We start from the raw sequence: 15,365 nt of genomic DNA, 5'->3' as shown, positions 1-15,365 counted from the left end.
GGACTGCTCAGTTGGTTTGGACTGCTCAGTGGGTTTGGACTGCTCAGTGGGTTTGGGTTGACTCACTAATTGATTATTACCACCGCCACCACTTCCACAGGAAGCTAGCATTACCGTTGTAAGAATAGTTAAGCTGAATTTCGAAAGATTAAATTTCATTGTTTTTCCTTAAGTAAAAAATAGCCAAAAATTATATAGGGATTTTATATCATTTCAAATACATTTTATAAATCATTGGGATAAAATTAACTAAACTTAATAAAAAACGGCTAATCCATCTTGAATTAGCCGTTTCATTTTAATCATACATTCCTAATTTCTTCTCTAAATAGTGGATATTCGCACCACCTTTTTGGAAATTTTCATCTTCAAGAATAAGTTCATGAAGTGGGATATTTGTTTTGATACCATCAATGATCGTCTCTGATAATGCATTTTGCATACGACGGATTGCTACATCACGAGTATCACCGTATGTGATTAATTTTGCGATCATAGAATCATAATGTGGAGGAACGGTATAGCCACCATACACATGAGAATCCCAGCGAACACCTAAGCCACCCGGTGAGTGCAAGTGTGCCACTTTACCTGGAGATGGTAAGAATGTTTTTGGATCTTCTGCATTGATACGACATTCAATTGCATGACCTTTCACTTTAATATCTTCTTGTTTGTAAGAAAGTGGTAAACCAGCCGCAATACGCAATTGTTCTTTAACCAAATCCACGCCGGTAATCATTTCTGTTACTGGATGTTCTACTTGAATACGGGTATTCATTTCGATGAAATAGAACTCACCATTTTCATATAAGAATTCAAACGTACCTGCACCGCGATAGCCAATTTCAACGCAAGCCTTCGCACAGCGAGAGCCAATATCACGACGAACTTCTTCGGTAATACCTGGTGCGGGTGCTTCTTCTACGACTTTTTGGTGACGACGTTGCATAGAGCAATCACGCTCTGCAAGATAGATTGCGTTACCGTGTGTATCCGCTAAAACTTGGATTTCAATATGGCGTGGATTTTCTAAATATTTTTCCATATAAACCATATCATTGTTAAACGCTGCTTTTGCCTCTGCTTTAGTCATCGCAATAGATTCTTCAAGTGCATCTTCACTACGTACCACGCGCATACCACGACCACCGCCGCCGCCAGATGCCTTGATAATAATTGGATAGCCAATACGTTTTGCAATTTCTTTATTTTTCGCGATATCGCTACCTACTGGGCCATCTGAACCAGGTACGCAAGGCACGCCTGCTTTTTTCATTGCTTTAATCGCAGAAACTTTATCCCCCATCAAACGAATAACGTCTGCAGTTGGACCAATAAAGATAAAACCAGAACGCTCAACTTGCTCTGCAAAATCCGCGTTTTCAGAAAGGAAACCATAACCAGGGTGAATCGCATCCGCACCGGTTACTTCTGCTGCAGCAATAATCGCAGGAATATTTAAATAACTTTTTACAGATGGCGCTGGTCCGATACAAACTGTTTCATCTGCAAGTAATACGTGTTTTAAATCACGGTCAGCGGTAGAGTGAACCGCCACGGTTTTAATGCCTAATTCTTTACAGGCACGCAAAATACGCAGTGCAATTTCACCACGGTTAGCAATCACAACTTTTTCTAACATAACAATTTCCACTTGGGTGAAAAATGGCGAGAAAGCTCGCCATTTCAGATTGATAGGGATTATTCGATAACGATCAATGGTTGATCAAATTCAACCGCTTCGCCATCATTTACTAAGATTGCTTTAACCACACCAGCTTTATCAGCTTCGATACGGTTCATCATTTTCATTGCTTCAACGATACAAAGCGCATCGCCTACTTTGACTGTTTGTCCCACTTCCACAAAAGCTTTCGCTTCTGGGCTTGGGCTACGATAGAATGTACCTACCATTGGTGAACGCACTTGGTGTCCTGACACTTCAGCTGCTGGAGCTTCCGCAGGTGCAGCCGCTGCTGGTGCTGGTGCAGCAGCAGGAGCCGCAACCGGTGCGACAGGGGCTGCTGCATATTGAATTGCAGCAGGTGCAACAGCTGGTGCCGCACGACTAATACGTACTGTACCTTCTTCTTCTTGCACTTCTAATTCAGTGATGCCCGATTCTTCTACTAATTCAATCAGTTTTTTGATTTTACGAATGTCCATACGTTCTTCCTAAAAATAATAATGAATTATTAACCGCACTTTCAGAATTGATTCCCAAAGTGCGATCATTTTGAAACCTATTTTTTGTGTCGGCAAGATTACCGCAAAATCATGAACTTTGCGATAAATTTCTGCGAAAATCTGTAAATTTTGTGAAATTTTATGCTTTTTTATTTAAAAAATCTAACGCAAATTGGAGAGCGAACTCATAGCCTTTTGCACCTAAGCCACAAACCAGACCTTCAGCTACATCACTAAAGTAAGAATGATGACGGAATGGCTCGCGTTTATGTACATTAGACAAATGAATTTCAACAAAAGGAATTGACACCGCAAGCAACGCATCGCGCAATGCAACACTGGTATGCGTATAAGCTGCAGGGTTAATTAAAATAAAATCCACTTTCTGAAAACTTTGATGAATCTTATCAATTAACTTTTCTTCGCTATTTGCTTGGAAACACTCCAAATTCACATCATGCTGCGCAGCAAGTTTACCCACATTTTCTTCAATGGCAGATAATGAAAGTGAACCATAATGTTTTGGTTCCCTTGCGCCCAACATATTCAAGTTCGGGCCATTTAACAGCAAAATATTGAATTTTTTTGACATTTTCACATCCTTTAACTTGTGCGAATTATAGCGATTTTTTATGTAATGGTGGTCGTATCTCTATGCAATTTTGGTAATAAATTCTGAATTCAAATCAATTAACGGTAAATCTGAGCCTGGCCATGCACGTAATACCTGATGTTGCATTAAATTCAGGGTATCCAATCCTGGAGTTACATTAGGCGTATACTGTGCCGCAATACGAGCGAGTTGCGTCAATCCAAGACTACTTTCAAGGCTCGAGCTGATCACTGCTTTTATGCCTAAACTATGCGCTTGAGCAATCAGCTTTTGACAATCTTGCAACGAGCCAATCAATGTTGGTTTAATCACAATGGCGCTTAAGTGCGGTTCTTTTTCTACAAGAAAATCTGGCTCACGCACACTTTCATCCCAAGCAATATTAATACCTGTTTGAGCAGCAAATTGGCGACTCTCCTCACGAGTTTTACAAGGTTCTTCTAAAAATTGAATTCGAGAACGATGTTGTAGTTTTACTTTCTCCGCAAATTTTAATGCCTTTTCCAAGGTCCATTGACGATTCGCATCTAGACGTAATTGCAAATCAGGAATAGCTTCAAGAAACATATCCGTAATCAAACCATCACGATTCGCTTCATACATACCGACCTTAATTTTAGCCACTTTGTCACCTGGCATTTGATTCAGTTCTGCATATAATTCATCAGGATCGCCATAGCACAACGGTGCAGTATGATAGTTACCTTCCTCATTTAAATAACGTTTCATCTCATCCATCGCCGTGCTAATACCAAAAGCAACGGAAGGATAGCAACCGTCAAGGGGCACTCTTGGCGCTTCGCAGCTTGCATGACACCAATTCGTTAGCCATTCAAGTGCTTGCCCTTGCGCTTGTTCAAGGGTTTCTTCACTAAAGCCAGGTAAAGGGGCGATTTCTCCCCATCCATCACGGCTACAGGCAACACGCACAATCAAGCCCTCACGGCGTTTTAAAAAACGTCCACGTAAAATTAACTGACTATCGACGGGAATAGAATAACGATAAAGATTAAATGATTTGGTTTCCATCTTATTCTCCTTGATGGTAAAAGTGCGGTTAAAAACACACAGATTTTTAACCGCACTTTTATGTTCAAATTAAGGATTACGTCTGAATTTACTGAAGTCTGGTGCGCGTTTTTCGTTAAACGCGTTACGGCCTTCTTGACCTTCTTCAGTCATATAGAACAACATGGTTGCGTTACCCGCAAGCTCTTGTAAACCTGATTGACCATCGCAGTCTGCATTCAATGCAGCTTTTAAGCAACGCAATGCAATTGGGCTATTACGTAACATTTCACGGCACCAACGCACAGTTTCTTTTTCTAAATCTGCATAAGGCACGACAGTATTCACTAAGCCCATATCTAATGCTTCTTGCGCATTATATTGGCGGCATAAGAACCAAATTTCTCGGGCTTTTTTCTGACCGACTAAACGGGCCATATAGCTTGCGCCCCAACCACCATCAAATGAACCTACTTTAGGGCCAGTTTGACCGAAAATCGCATTGTCTGCCGCAATGGTTAAATCACATAACATATGAAGTACGTGACCACCACCGATCGCATAACCTGCGACCATTGCCACCACTGGTTTTGGACAAGTACGAATATCACGTTGGAAATCCAATACATTTAAGTGATGTACACCGCTTTCATCTTTGTAACCGCCGTAGTCACCACGAATTTTTTGGTCGCCACCAGAACAGAATGCTTTTTCGCCTTCACCGGTTAACACAATCACGCCAATTTTTTCATCGAAACGCGCGTTAGAAAATGCATGGATCATTTCTTTGACTGTTTGCGGACGAAATGCATTGCGCACTTCTGGACGATTAATGGTGATTTTTGCAATACCATCAGTCGATTTGTGGAAACGAATATCGGTATAGCCTTCGCTATGATCAACCCACTCAACTGGTGCATATAAAACATCATCTTTTGGATTTTGCATTGTTCTTTCCTTTATAAGTGTAAAAAGTGCGGTCATTATAGCGGAAGTTTTTTAGTTCGGGAAAGAAAATCAATTATTGAAGACTTTACAATTATGTCGTTATTGTTAAAATTCCGCCATTCCAACTTTAGTAAGGAAATTTAAGTGAAAAAAATTATTTTTTTAAGTAGCATCATGTTATTAAATGCTTGTAGTTTATTTGGTTCATCACAATCAACTATTCCTGCTGAATTCGCACAAGCAGACTATCTCCTGTCTGATGCCAATGCGAAAACATGGGCTGTAGCAAGTAAACAAGCTGAACAATGTATCTATCCAAATTTAACTCGCATTCAGCAACAACATTTTGCCAAAGAAGATAGCTATATTCATTCCCAATATGTCTTTTTCTATCCGTTAGAAAAAATCATCGGTGAAGACTATGTAAAAATGATTCAAAAAGATGAAAAATCGATGAATTATGCGACCTACCAATTTAAAAAATTCCGCGCAGAAATTGGTGATGTCGATGCATTAGAACCCAAAGCTTGCCAAATCTTACGTACTCAGGCAAAAGAAGACTTAAATGTGGTGAAAGGCCAGTATGTAAATGGCATGGTAGATGAAACGAAAAATGACGATGGCACACTGAAGAAAAGTGGTGATGGCATTGCCACCAATCAAAACAAATTCTTCTTTGATATTATTAAATGGGGCTCAGCTCTCCTTCTTTAGTAATTTTACTCTTCACGAGCAAAATCAGTTAAATGCACGATTCAGATGGAAAATCGTGCATTTTTATTTCCTAATTACAAATCTTCAAAAACTAATACCTTTATTAATGAATTTAACCTACAATAGAAGATAATGATTATCATTAATAACGAGGTAAATATGATTATTTCATCCGCAAACGACTATCGTCAAGTTGCTAAACGTAAGGTTCCCCCATTTATGTTTCATTATGCTGATGGTGGCTCTTATTCTGAACATACACTTACACGTAATGTAAGCGATCTATCTAACATAGCATTACGGCAACGTGTGCTCAATGATATGTCTCAATTAAATACTGAAATTGAATTATTCGGTGAAAAGCTTTCTATGCCGTTAGTATTGGCTCCTGTAGGTGCATGTGGAATGTACGCAAGTCGTGGTGAAGTTCAAGCCGCAAAAGCTGCTGATAACAAAGGTATTCCATTTACGCTTTCAACTGTATCAATTTGTCCAATTGAAGAAGTAGCTCCAACACTCAAACGTTCCATGTGGTTCCAACTTTATGTTCTAAAAGATCGAGGCTTTATGAAAAATGCTCTCGAACGAGCAAAAGCAGCAGGTTGCAAGACATTAGTCTTTACTGTAGATATGCCAACCCCTGGTGCACGTTATCGTGATATGCATTCAGGCATGAGTGGCGAATATAAATGGCTTCGTCGAACATTACAAGGTTTCACTCATCCATTATGGTCTTACGATATGCTCATGAAGGGGCGTCCATTTACATTAGGTAATGTTTCTCAATATATGGGTAAACCGGTAGGGTTAGATGATTACATTGGTTGGTTAACTGACAACTTCGACCCTTCTATTTCGTGGAAAGATTTAGAATGGATACGTGATTTTTGGGATGGCTCGATGGTTATCAAAGGTATTTTAGATGCTGAAGATGCTAAAGATGCTGTTCGCTTTGGTGCTGATGGGATCGTGGTATCCAACCACGGAGGTAGACAACTAGACGGTACACCATCAACAGCTCAAGCTTTACCTTATGTCGCCGATGCCGTCAAAGGTAATATAAAAATTCTTGCAGATAGTGGTATTCGTAATGGATTAGATGTAGTACGTATGATTGCATTAGGTGCTGATGCTACTATGATTGGTCGTTCTTTTGTCTATGCTCTTGGAGCAGATGGTCAACGTGGCGTAGAGAATATGCTCGATATATTTTATAAAGAAATGCGTGTAGCAATGACACTAACAAGCAATAAGAATATCACAGATATTACTCGTGATGCTTTAGTGGACTTCAGCAAATAAATTTTAAATTTCATAATCTAAAATCATTTAACAGCGTGAATATTTTACGCTGTTTTTATTTTATTAGAAAACGATTGCGATCAAAAAAAGCTTATCTTTTCAGGAAAAAAGAAAAATAGTCGTTTTAATCCGATCCATTTTCCGTTAGTCTATCCAGAATTACTTTTTACAAGGAGAAAACATCATGACAACGCTTTTTGATATTGCACAAAACTGGTTAAATCAAGATCCTGATGCAGAAACTCACGCAGAATTAACCGCACTTTTAACGGCGGCGAAAAATGGTGATGAAAAAGCACAATCTGAATTACAAGCTCGCTTTAGTGGCCGTTTACAATTTGGTACTGCGGGGCTTCGTGGACCATTACAAGCAGGCCCTATGGGTATGAACCGTGTTTTAGTGGCACAAGCTGCGGGCGGTTTAGCAGATTATTTAAAAGATTACGACAAACAACCTTCCATCGTGATTGGTTACGATGGTCGTAAAAACTCTGATGTTTTCGCACGTGATACCGCTGAAATCATGGCGGGTGCAGGCGTGAAAGCTTATTTACTTCCACGTAAATTACCAACGCCAGTATTAGCTTACGCAATCCAATATTTTGATACCACCGCAGGTGTCATGGTGACTGCAAGTCACAACCCACCAGAAGATAACGGCTATAAAGTTTACTTAGGTAAAGCGAACGGCGGTGGTCAAATCGTTTCTCCTGCTGACAAAGATATCGCCGCATTAATCGATAAAGTGGCAGCGGGCAACGTAAAAGATTTACCACGTAGCCAAGATTATGTGGTGTTAGATGATGAAGTGGTTAACGCTTATATCGAAAAAACCGCATCTCTTGCTAAAGAACCTCAAGCAGACATTAACTACGTTTATACCGCAATGCACGGTGTAGGCTATGAAGTGTTAAGCAAAACCTTAACCAAAGCGGGTCTTCCACAACCTCACATTGTGGCTGAACAAGTATGGCCAGATGGCACATTCCCAACAGTAAACTTCCCTAACCCGGAAGAAAAAGGTGCATTAGATTTAGCCATTAAAGTGGCAAAAGAACACAATGCAGAATTCATTATTGCCAATGACCCAGATGCAGACCGCTTAGCGGTTGCTGTTCCAGATGCACAAGGTAACTGGAAATCTTTACACGGCAACGTAGTCGGTTGTTTCTTAGGCTGGTATTTGGCAAAACAATATCACGCAAAAGGTGAAAAAGGCACATTAGCTTGCTCCCTAGTGTCTTCCCCGGCACTTGCTGAAATTGCGAAAAAATACGGCTTCCAATCAGAAGAAACCTTAACCGGTTTCAAATACATCGGTAAAGTTCAAGGCTTATTATTCGGTTTCGAAGAAGCACTTGGTTACTTAGTTGATCCTGATAAAGTACGTGATAAAGACGGTATTTCTGCAGCTATCGTATTCTTAGATTTAGTGCGTCACTTGAAAGCTCAAGGCAAAACCTTAGCGGATTACGCCAATGACTTCACGCAAGAATTCGGTGCTTATGTAAGTGGTCAAATTTCTATTCGTGTAAGCGATTTATCTGAAATTGGTAAATTAATGGCCGCACTTCGCAACACGCCTCCAGAAGAAGTAGGTGATGTTAAAGTGGCACAATTCATCGACCACACTAAAACTGATCGCCAAAGCGACATCCTTGTATTCGTATTAGAAAACGGTAGCCGCTTAATCGCTCGTCCATCTGGTACTGAGCCGAAAATCAAGTTCTACCTTGATGCTCGCGGTAAAGATCCAAAAGACGCAGATCAAGTTTTAGCACAATTTGAGGAAGGCGTTCGTCAAATTCTACGTCAAGATGCTTACGGTAAACAAGATTGCTAATTAAGCAAACTATTAAATGATAAAAAACGCTAGGTTTGATGCCTAGCGTTTTATTTTTTGCTTATTTCAACGCAAGTTGTAACTTGCCGTGATGTTTTTCTAATAAAGCTTCCGCTTGAGCACGATCTAGTCCACTCAAAATCATCATAATTGCTAATTTCGCATTTTGATCGGCAAGCTTTAATGTCTCTTCTGCGAGTGTCTTATCGCAATCCGTGGCTTGCATGACGATACGAATGGCACGAGCTTTCAGCTTCTCATTACTTGCCTGCACATCCACCATTAAGTTTTGATAGCATTTGCCCATTAAAATCATGGAAGCCGTAGTAAGCATATTCAGTACTAATTTTTGGGCGGTGCCTGATTTTAAGCGACTCGAACCAGTCAGCACTTCTGGCCCCACTACCGTATCAATAGCAATATCCACAATATTCGCCATCGCTGAATTCGGATTACTTGCAATCGAAACGGTCACTGAACCTAAACTTTTCGCATATTCCAATGCACCGATCACATAAGGCGTTCTGCCGCTGGCGGCAATGCCAACCAATACATCTTTTGAGGAAAAATGAATGGTTTGTAAGTCAAATACAGCTTGTGCTTTACTGTCTTCTGCGCCTTCAATTGGATGACGTAATGCGCGCTCTCCGCCTGCAATAATACCTTTCACCATTTCAGGTGACACACCAAATGTTGGCGGGCATTCAGAAGCATCGAGTACGCCTAATCGACCACTGGTTCCCGCGCCAATATAGACTAATCGACCACCTTGTTGAAATGCAGCAACAATACATTCGACCGCTTGGGCAATTTGAGGTAAGCATTTTTCAATTGCCAAAGGCACTTGTTTATCTTCCTTATTCATTAACTGCACAATTTCCAATGCAGACAAGCTATCCACATGCATGGAATTGGGATTCCGTTGTTCAGTAATTAAAGTTGAAAGGGTTTGTAATAAATTTTCTGCCATGGTTTATTCCTTTGGAAAAATCGCCCCTAAACTGACCGCACTTGTGGCACCCGTCACACTCGGTAAATTAGCGGGCAAATTATGCATACGACGATAGGCCAACCAAGCAAAAGCTGCCGCTTCCACATAATCGATATCAAGTTCTAATTCCGTCGTCAGTTGAATACGCCAATTTAGTAATGCCTGTTTTAAACCATTCATGATCACCTGATTTTTAGCACCTCCGCCACAAACAAGTAATCTGCATGGTAATGTCGTCTGAATATTATTAAGGGCTAATACAATACTTTGCACGGTAAATTCAGCCAAGGTGGCTTGCACATCTTGTGGTAAAAGTGCGGTCGTTTTGCCTGTTATTTTTTGAATTTTATTCTCTAGCCAAGCCAAATTAAATAATTCACGCCCCGTGCTTTTCGGTGGTGGAAGCTGAAAGAAATCTTCATCTAATAATACCGCTAACAAATCTGGATTCACTTGACCTGAAGCCGCCCATTCACCATTTTTGTCGTAAGCTTTGCCTTGATGTTTTTCGATCCATTGGTCGAGCAAGGCATTACCGGTTCCCGTATCAAAGCCAATGACAGGCTGTTCGGGTATCAATAACGATATATTGCTAATACCGCCAATATTAAGCACCACCGTTGCCCAGTTAGGGTCAAAAAATACCGCTTGATGAAAAGCGGGTACTAAAGGCGCCCCTTGTCCACCAAACGCCATATCTTTACGGCGCAAATCACCAACAACCGTAATACCTGTTTTAGCGGCTAATAAATTCATATCACCGATTTGCATGGTAAACGGGAATTGACTTTTTGGGGAATGCCACACTGTTTGACCATGGCAGCCAATGGCTTCGACCTGCTCAGGTTTTAACTCATGTTTACGTAAAAAGGCATTTACGCAATCGGCATAAAGAAAACCAAATTGATGATCAAGCTCCCCTAGAGCCTGTAAAGTGGTTTCGCCAGATTGAATAAGTGCGGTCACTTTTTCACGTAAATTTGCTGGCATCGGCGTGAAATCGGCCGCAATTAATTTGGTTTGATTCGAATGGATGTCAGTAAGAGCAATATCGACACCATCAAGACTGGTGCCCGACATAATGCCAAGATAATAAGTCATAATATTCAATTCGTGAGTTTTTCAGAATTATAGCGGATTTTAAAAAAATAAAAAAAGAGAGAACATTGTAGTTCTCTCTTTTCATCATGGATGATTCTTATAAGTCGTCAATGACTAAATAGATTTTTGCTACTGGGCCATGTACGCCAATCACTTTAATCAATTCAATATCTGCCGTTGAACTTGGACCTGAGATAATATTGATACAAGATGGCATACGCTCGCCTTGTTGTGCTTTATCGTGTAATACTTTCGCTACTTGTGCAACACGTGGAAGTACTTGGCTTTTACGTACAACAACAATCGATTTTTCAGGTAATAAACTCACTGAACGTCCACGATCTGCACTAGAGAATAAGACGATTCCGCCAGTTTCCGCCAAACCATATTCTGCATAAACCACACCAAGATTAGCTTTTTCAGAAAAACTAATATTATCTTGTGCCGTTTCTGGTGACCATGTATGGCAAGTATATTTCGCTTCAAGCGCCGCTGGAATACCAAGTGCGGTCAATCTTTCATCGGAATTAAGCACAACATCACCGCCGCCATATTTTTCACAGAGAGCAAGTAAGGTTTGTACTGCATCAGACTCTCTACACACATTTACATCCACCATCATGGTTTTCGCAGAATTGATAAATTCATTCGCTAAATCAACCGCACTTAAATGGGTTAAACGCTCAGTTGGGTATGTATTGACAGGGGCATCCATCGGTTCAGGTATGATAGCACGGGCTTTACCCATTTTCGCCGCTAATTTATTAAGAAAATTTTCGCGATTTTGTAAATCCATGCTTATTACCCTCTCTCTCTATTATTAAACCATTGACGGAAACTTTCACCATCTGCTTGTGGTAAATCTCGTGCTTTTGTCCATTCACCCAATGCACCAAATGTAATTGGTGCTTTCCCATTTTTGATCAGCTTACCCGCTAATTTTGCACCGATATTCACACCAGTTTTCCATAGTATTGGGTTGGCATTGGCTGTAGTGAAACCAAAAATAGATAAACGTTCCATCGCGGGAGTTTTACCTAACTCTACCATTTTCTCGCGGTGTTTTAAGATTAACTGCGCTAATGGAATACGCACCGGGCAGACCGAATTACACGCATTACATAAAGAACAAGCATACGGCAATTCTTTGAATTCATCATAGCCACCTAGTAACGGAGAAATCACTACACCAATTGGCCCCGGGTAAATAGAACCATATCCATGACCACCGATTTGACGATATGCGGGACAAGTATTCAAACAAGCACCGCAACGGATACAACGTAAAACTTCTTGGAATTCAGACGCTAAAATATCTGAACGGCCATTATCCACAATAACCAAATGGAATTCTTCAGGACCGTCGGTTTCACCAGCAAGACGAGGACCGGTTAACCAAGTGTTATAACCAGTTAATTTCGCCCCTACCGCACTACGAGCAAGCATCGTAATTAACACATCCACCTCTTGGAAAGTTGGCGCTAAACGCTCCATTCCCATCACGGCAATATGTGTTTTTGGTAAGGTCGTCGCTAAACGTAAGTTACCTTCGTTTGTCACTAAACAAACTGAGCCGGTTTCCGCTACAGCAAAGTTACAACCACTGATACCGATATCAGCCTCTAAAAAATCTTGACGAATTTTTTCACGTACGAAACGCGTCATATCTTCAGGCGTTTCCTCACCTTCATAGCCGAGTTTTTCAGATAAATCTTTGCGGATTTGGTGACGATCTTTGTGAATTGCAGGCACAACGATATGGGATGGTTTATCACCTGAAATTTGTAATAGATATTCACCCAAATCGGTTTCGATCACTTGCATGCCCTCTTTTTCAAGCACTTCGTTTAAACCGATTTCTTCTGTCACCATGGATTTGGATTTTACTATGTTCTTCGCATTTTTCTCTAATGCTACTTTGCGAATATAAGCACTCGCTTCTTCGGCAGTTTCAGCAAAATACACTTTACCGCCATTTTCTATCACTTTTTCGCTCAATTGATACAAATAGGCGTCTAAATTAGCTAAAACATGGTTACGAATCTGTTTGGATAAATCACGCCATTCTTCCCAATGACCTAATTCGTCCACCATTTTTTGACGATTAGCCCCAATAGTTTCTTGAGCTTTTACTACCGCTTTACGCATGATTGTGTTATGCACTTCATGATCGACACGCGCTTTAAAAGGAAGATTACTGGTTTTCAATGACATCTTATTTCTCCCCTCGCATTAATACTTCCGCAATGTGCATCACTTTGATCTTGCTACCTTCGCGTTGTAAACGACCATCAATATTTAATAAACAACTTACATCTGCACCGATTAAATATTGCGGTTCAACCTCTTCAATATGCTCAACTTTTTCTTTCACCATTTCGCCAGAAATCTCTGCCATTTTCACAGAGAAAGTTCCACCGAAGCCACAGCAAGTTTGTTGATTATGAATAGAAAGAAGATCTAACCCTTTTACGCCTTTCAAGAGAGCGATTGGTTCATCAACAATGCCTAATTTACGAGTAAGACTACAAGAAGGATGATAAACCGCTTTACCAGGCAAATAGGCGCCAACATCTGTTACACCTAATTTATTGACGATAAAATCCGTTAAATCACAGAAACGTGCGACGACCTTTTTCGCTCGCTCAGCCCAACCTAACTCACCAGCTTTAGTGAAATAGTCAGGATAGTTTTTGATAGCATAAACACAGGAACCTGCAGGGGCAACAATGGGATAATCGTTCACTTCAAAGGTTTCGACTAAGTTTTTCATGCCAGGGATGGCTTGTTTGGTGTAACCGCTGTTTAATGCTGGTTGCCCACAACAGCCTTGTTTTTCAAGGAAGATAACATTACAACCGAGTTTTTCCAGTAGTAATACAGTGTTTTTTGCCACACCGCTCTTTACTACGTCGGCAATACAAGTAACGTAGAAATTTACGTTCATAAATAATTACTCCAACAATAATAGAAAATAAAAAGTAAAATATTCGATAAAAGTTAAGCAACCGCCCACAAAGTGCGGTTGCTTTTTGCCTCTATTTTAGAGCGCATAGAATAGCGGAATTAAGAAACTTGCGCAAAGGGCTGCAATGATACCGTAAACGACCATTGGTACAATCGTAGTCTTAATGATTGTTCCTTCTTTGTTTTGAATATTCAACACGGAAGAAACTGCTACGATATTATTAATACATACCATATTACCCATCGCACCACCGACTGATTGTAACGCCAGAATTAAAGTCACAGATAAACCTGTAGTTTCTGCTGTCGATAATTGTACGCTACCGAATGTTAAGTTAGATACGGTATTTGAACCTGAGAAAAATGCGCCTACAGCACCTAAGAAGGATGAGAAGATTGTCCAGTCACTACCGGTAACTTCTGCAAAGGTACGACCTATGATTTTTACCATAGAATGCTCGCCACCCACTAACATCAAGTTTACCATCACTAAGGCTCCCATTAAGGCAATAAATGGATTTTTTACTTGGCTTAAGCTTGTACTAAAAATGCCTTTTGTTCTGCTGAAGTTCACTCCGAAAAGTGGTAATGAAATTAATACGGTAATTACAAATGGAATTAACGCAGGTACATAAAGAAGTTTATAGCTTTCACTCACTTCTGAACCGAAGATATTTTTCAAACTAAAAATTAAACCTTTGCTGACTTCAAATGTGCCTAATGAACCTAACGCTGTGGAGAACCACACATCTTTGTTATTCATTAAGCCTTTTAAGCCTAATTCTGGAATACGTGTAACGATTAAGAATAAAATTAATAAACCGGTTGGTAGTAATGCTTTAGCAACTTGGCCTGCGCTAACAGCATTATTATCTAACTTGTTTTCAACTTTCGCTAAACCAATACCTTTATTCGCTACAAATACAGAAATAAAGAGACCAATTGCGCCACCAACTAATGATGGGAACTCATAGTTAAATTGTGCAATTAAGAAGTAAGGAATCACGCAAGAGAATACGCTGATATAAATGAAAACAATATTTTGACGGATTTCTTTCCAGGTCACCATGATGCGTAATGCCATCAATGGAATCACTAATGCCGCAATGGAGTGGATAAACGCTGTCATCGAACCAATTTCAAGAATCGATTTTGAATCTAATTTTAACGGACCAAAACCGAACCAAGTTGGTGTACCTACAGCTCCAAAAGAAACCGGAACCGAATTCATCACTAAAGCTAACATGGCGACTTTTAATGGATTAAAACCTAACCCCATTAAAATTGGAGCTGCAATCGCTGCTGGTGTACCAAAGCCGCTTGCCCCCTCAATCATAAAAGCAAATGCCCAACCGATAATCATTAATTGTGCAACTGGGTTTGGATTAATATTGCCTAACCATTTACGCATCGTATCAGTTGCGCCAGATACTTCTGAAAATTTGTTAAAGAGAATTGCACCAAAAATAACAGTAATTGGTGTTTGAACAGCCACGATTGCTGCAGTCACATTCGCACTAATTGTCACTATATCGGTATTAAAATGAAGAAGATGAACCCCCATTACTAGAGTTGCAATCCAAGGTAATGCAACATAAGAAGGTAATGCATTACGCTTTACCATTAAATAGATCAACAGGATGATCGGAAAAACACTAAGAATAAAAGATAGGGTCATACTTACTCCT

At 40.2% G+C, this 15,365-nt stretch carries 14 protein-coding genes; 3 read left to right on the top strand and 11 right to left on the bottom strand.

What is annotated here, in order from left to right; all coding sequences use genetic code 11:
* Positions 1-298: 298 nt before the first annotated feature.
* The 5 genes from accC to menB all read right to left on the bottom strand — a co-directional run bounded on the left by accC (position 299) and on the right by menB (position 4,759).
* Positions 299-1,645, bottom strand: a complete 1,347-nt coding sequence (accC, locus tag HMPREF3263_RS06555) for an acetyl-CoA carboxylase biotin carboxylase subunit (RefSeq protein ID WP_005698310.1) — start codon at positions 1,643-1,645, stop codon at positions 299-301.
* Between the two features lie 59 nt (positions 1,646-1,704).
* Positions 1,705-2,169 (bottom strand): acetyl-CoA carboxylase biotin carboxyl carrier protein, encoded by a 465-nt coding sequence (gene accB / locus HMPREF3263_RS06550; RefSeq protein WP_005698314.1) that lies wholly within the window; start codon positions 2,167-2,169, stop codon positions 1,705-1,707.
* A gap of 160 nt (positions 2,170-2,329) precedes the next feature.
* The gene (gene aroQ, locus HMPREF3263_RS06545; RefSeq protein WP_005698327.1) at positions 2,330-2,782 is read right to left on the bottom strand and encodes a type II 3-dehydroquinate dehydratase; all 453 of its coding nucleotides are present in this window, start codon (positions 2,780-2,782) and stop codon (positions 2,330-2,332) included.
* 60 nt (positions 2,783-2,842) lie between these two features.
* Entirely contained in the window at positions 2,843-3,832 is a 990-nt protein-coding gene (menC, locus tag HMPREF3263_RS06540) for an o-succinylbenzoate synthase (protein ID WP_049375662.1), read from the bottom strand.
* 69 nt (positions 3,833-3,901) lie between these two features.
* Complete coding sequence (gene menB / locus HMPREF3263_RS06535; protein WP_005698319.1) at positions 3,902-4,759, bottom strand: 1,4-dihydroxy-2-naphthoyl-CoA synthase; 858 nt, start codon at positions 4,757-4,759, stop codon at positions 3,902-3,904.
* Between the two features lie 144 nt (positions 4,760-4,903).
* Between menB and HMPREF3263_RS06530 the strand changes: the two genes are divergently transcribed.
* The 3 genes from HMPREF3263_RS06530 (at position 4,904) to HMPREF3263_RS06520 (ending at position 8,618) form a co-directional block, all read left to right on the top strand.
* Positions 4,904-5,473 (top strand): DUF5358 domain-containing protein, encoded by a 570-nt coding sequence (locus HMPREF3263_RS06530; protein ID WP_005696924.1) that lies wholly within the window; start codon positions 4,904-4,906, stop codon positions 5,471-5,473.
* Positions 5,474-5,632: 159 nt separating this feature from the next.
* Positions 5,633-6,775 (top strand): FMN-dependent L-lactate dehydrogenase LldD, encoded by a 1,143-nt coding sequence (gene lldD, locus HMPREF3263_RS06525; RefSeq protein WP_005698312.1) that lies wholly within the window; start codon positions 5,633-5,635, stop codon positions 6,773-6,775.
* Between the two features lie 184 nt (positions 6,776-6,959).
* Complete coding sequence (locus HMPREF3263_RS06520) at positions 6,960-8,618, top strand: phospho-sugar mutase (protein ID WP_070853108.1); 1,659 nt, start codon at positions 6,960-6,962, stop codon at positions 8,616-8,618.
* Positions 8,619-8,679: 61 nt separating this feature from the next.
* On the opposite strand, the gene murQ is transcribed toward HMPREF3263_RS06520, so the two are convergent.
* The 6 genes from murQ to HMPREF3263_RS06490 form a co-directional block, all read right to left on the bottom strand.
* Positions 8,680-9,588 (bottom strand): N-acetylmuramic acid 6-phosphate etherase, encoded by a 909-nt coding sequence (gene murQ, locus HMPREF3263_RS06515; protein WP_070853107.1) that lies wholly within the window; start codon positions 9,586-9,588, stop codon positions 8,680-8,682.
* A gap of 3 nt (positions 9,589-9,591) precedes the next feature.
* The gene (locus HMPREF3263_RS06510; protein WP_005696929.1) at positions 9,592-10,710 is read right to left on the bottom strand and encodes an anhydro-N-acetylmuramic acid kinase; all 1,119 of its coding nucleotides are present in this window, start codon (positions 10,708-10,710) and stop codon (positions 9,592-9,594) included.
* A 97-nt stretch (positions 10,711-10,807) separates the two neighbouring features.
* A complete protein-coding gene (locus HMPREF3263_RS06505) occupies positions 10,808-11,506 on the bottom strand; it encodes a LutC/YkgG family protein (RefSeq protein WP_005698323.1) in 699 nt (232 codons plus the stop codon).
* Positions 11,507-11,511: 5 nt separating this feature from the next.
* Positions 11,512-12,924: a LutB/LldF family L-lactate oxidation iron-sulfur protein gene (locus tag HMPREF3263_RS06500; RefSeq protein WP_070853106.1), complete on the bottom strand. Its 1,413-nt coding sequence runs from the start codon at positions 12,922-12,924 to the stop codon at positions 11,512-11,514.
* 1 nt (position 12,925) lies between these two features.
* Entirely contained in the window at positions 12,926-13,657 is a 732-nt protein-coding gene (locus HMPREF3263_RS06495) for a (Fe-S)-binding protein (protein ID WP_005698316.1), read from the bottom strand.
* Between the two features lie 96 nt (positions 13,658-13,753).
* The gene (locus HMPREF3263_RS06490; protein ID WP_005696934.1) at positions 13,754-15,355 is read right to left on the bottom strand and encodes a lactate permease LctP family transporter; all 1,602 of its coding nucleotides are present in this window, start codon (positions 15,353-15,355) and stop codon (positions 13,754-13,756) included.
* Positions 15,356-15,365 lie beyond the last annotated feature (10 nt).

The organism is Haemophilus sp. HMSC61B11, assembly GCF_001838615.1.
Taxonomy (GTDB): Bacteria; Pseudomonadota; Gammaproteobacteria; order Enterobacterales; family Pasteurellaceae; genus Haemophilus_D; species Haemophilus_D parainfluenzae_AD.
This window is presented reverse-complemented; position numbering and strand designations above follow the sequence as displayed.

Excerpts from the sequence above, each read along its gene's own strand:
- accC (WP_005698310.1), bottom strand. The coding sequence starts at position 1,645 with ATGTTAGAAAAAGTTGTGATTGCTAACCGTGGTGAAATTGCACTGCGT.
- accB (WP_005698314.1), bottom strand. The coding sequence starts at position 2,169 with ATGGACATTCGTAAAATCAAAAAACTGATTGAATTAGTAGAAGAATCG.
- aroQ (WP_005698327.1), bottom strand. The coding sequence starts at position 2,782 with ATGTCAAAAAAATTCAATATTTTGCTGTTAAATGGCCCGAACTTGAAT.
- menC (WP_049375662.1), bottom strand. The coding sequence starts at position 3,832 with ATGGAAACCAAATCATTTAATCTTTATCGTTATTCTATTCCCGTCGAT.
- menB (WP_005698319.1), bottom strand. The coding sequence starts at position 4,759 with ATGCAAAATCCAAAAGATGATGTTTTATATGCACCAGTTGAGTGGGTT.
- lldD (WP_005698312.1), top strand. The coding sequence starts at position 5,633 with ATGATTATTTCATCCGCAAACGACTATCGTCAAGTTGCTAAACGTAAG.
- HMPREF3263_RS06520 (WP_070853108.1), top strand. The coding sequence starts at position 6,960 with ATGACAACGCTTTTTGATATTGCACAAAACTGGTTAAATCAAGATCCT.
- murQ (WP_070853107.1), bottom strand. The coding sequence starts at position 9,588 with ATGGCAGAAAATTTATTACAAACCCTTTCAACTTTAATTACTGAACAA.
- HMPREF3263_RS06510 (WP_005696929.1), bottom strand. The coding sequence starts at position 10,710 with ATGACTTATTATCTTGGCATTATGTCGGGCACCAGTCTTGATGGTGTC.
- HMPREF3263_RS06505 (WP_005698323.1), bottom strand. The coding sequence starts at position 11,506 with ATGGATTTACAAAATCGCGAAAATTTTCTTAATAAATTAGCGGCGAAA.
- HMPREF3263_RS06500 (WP_070853106.1), bottom strand. The coding sequence starts at position 12,924 with ATGTCATTGAAAACCAGTAATCTTCCTTTTAAAGCGCGTGTCGATCAT.
- HMPREF3263_RS06495 (WP_005698316.1), bottom strand. The coding sequence starts at position 13,657 with ATGAACGTAAATTTCTACGTTACTTGTATTGCCGACGTAGTAAAGAGC.
- HMPREF3263_RS06490 (WP_005696934.1), bottom strand. The coding sequence starts at position 15,355 with ATGACCCTATCTTTTATTCTTAGTGTTTTTCCGATCATCCTGTTGATC.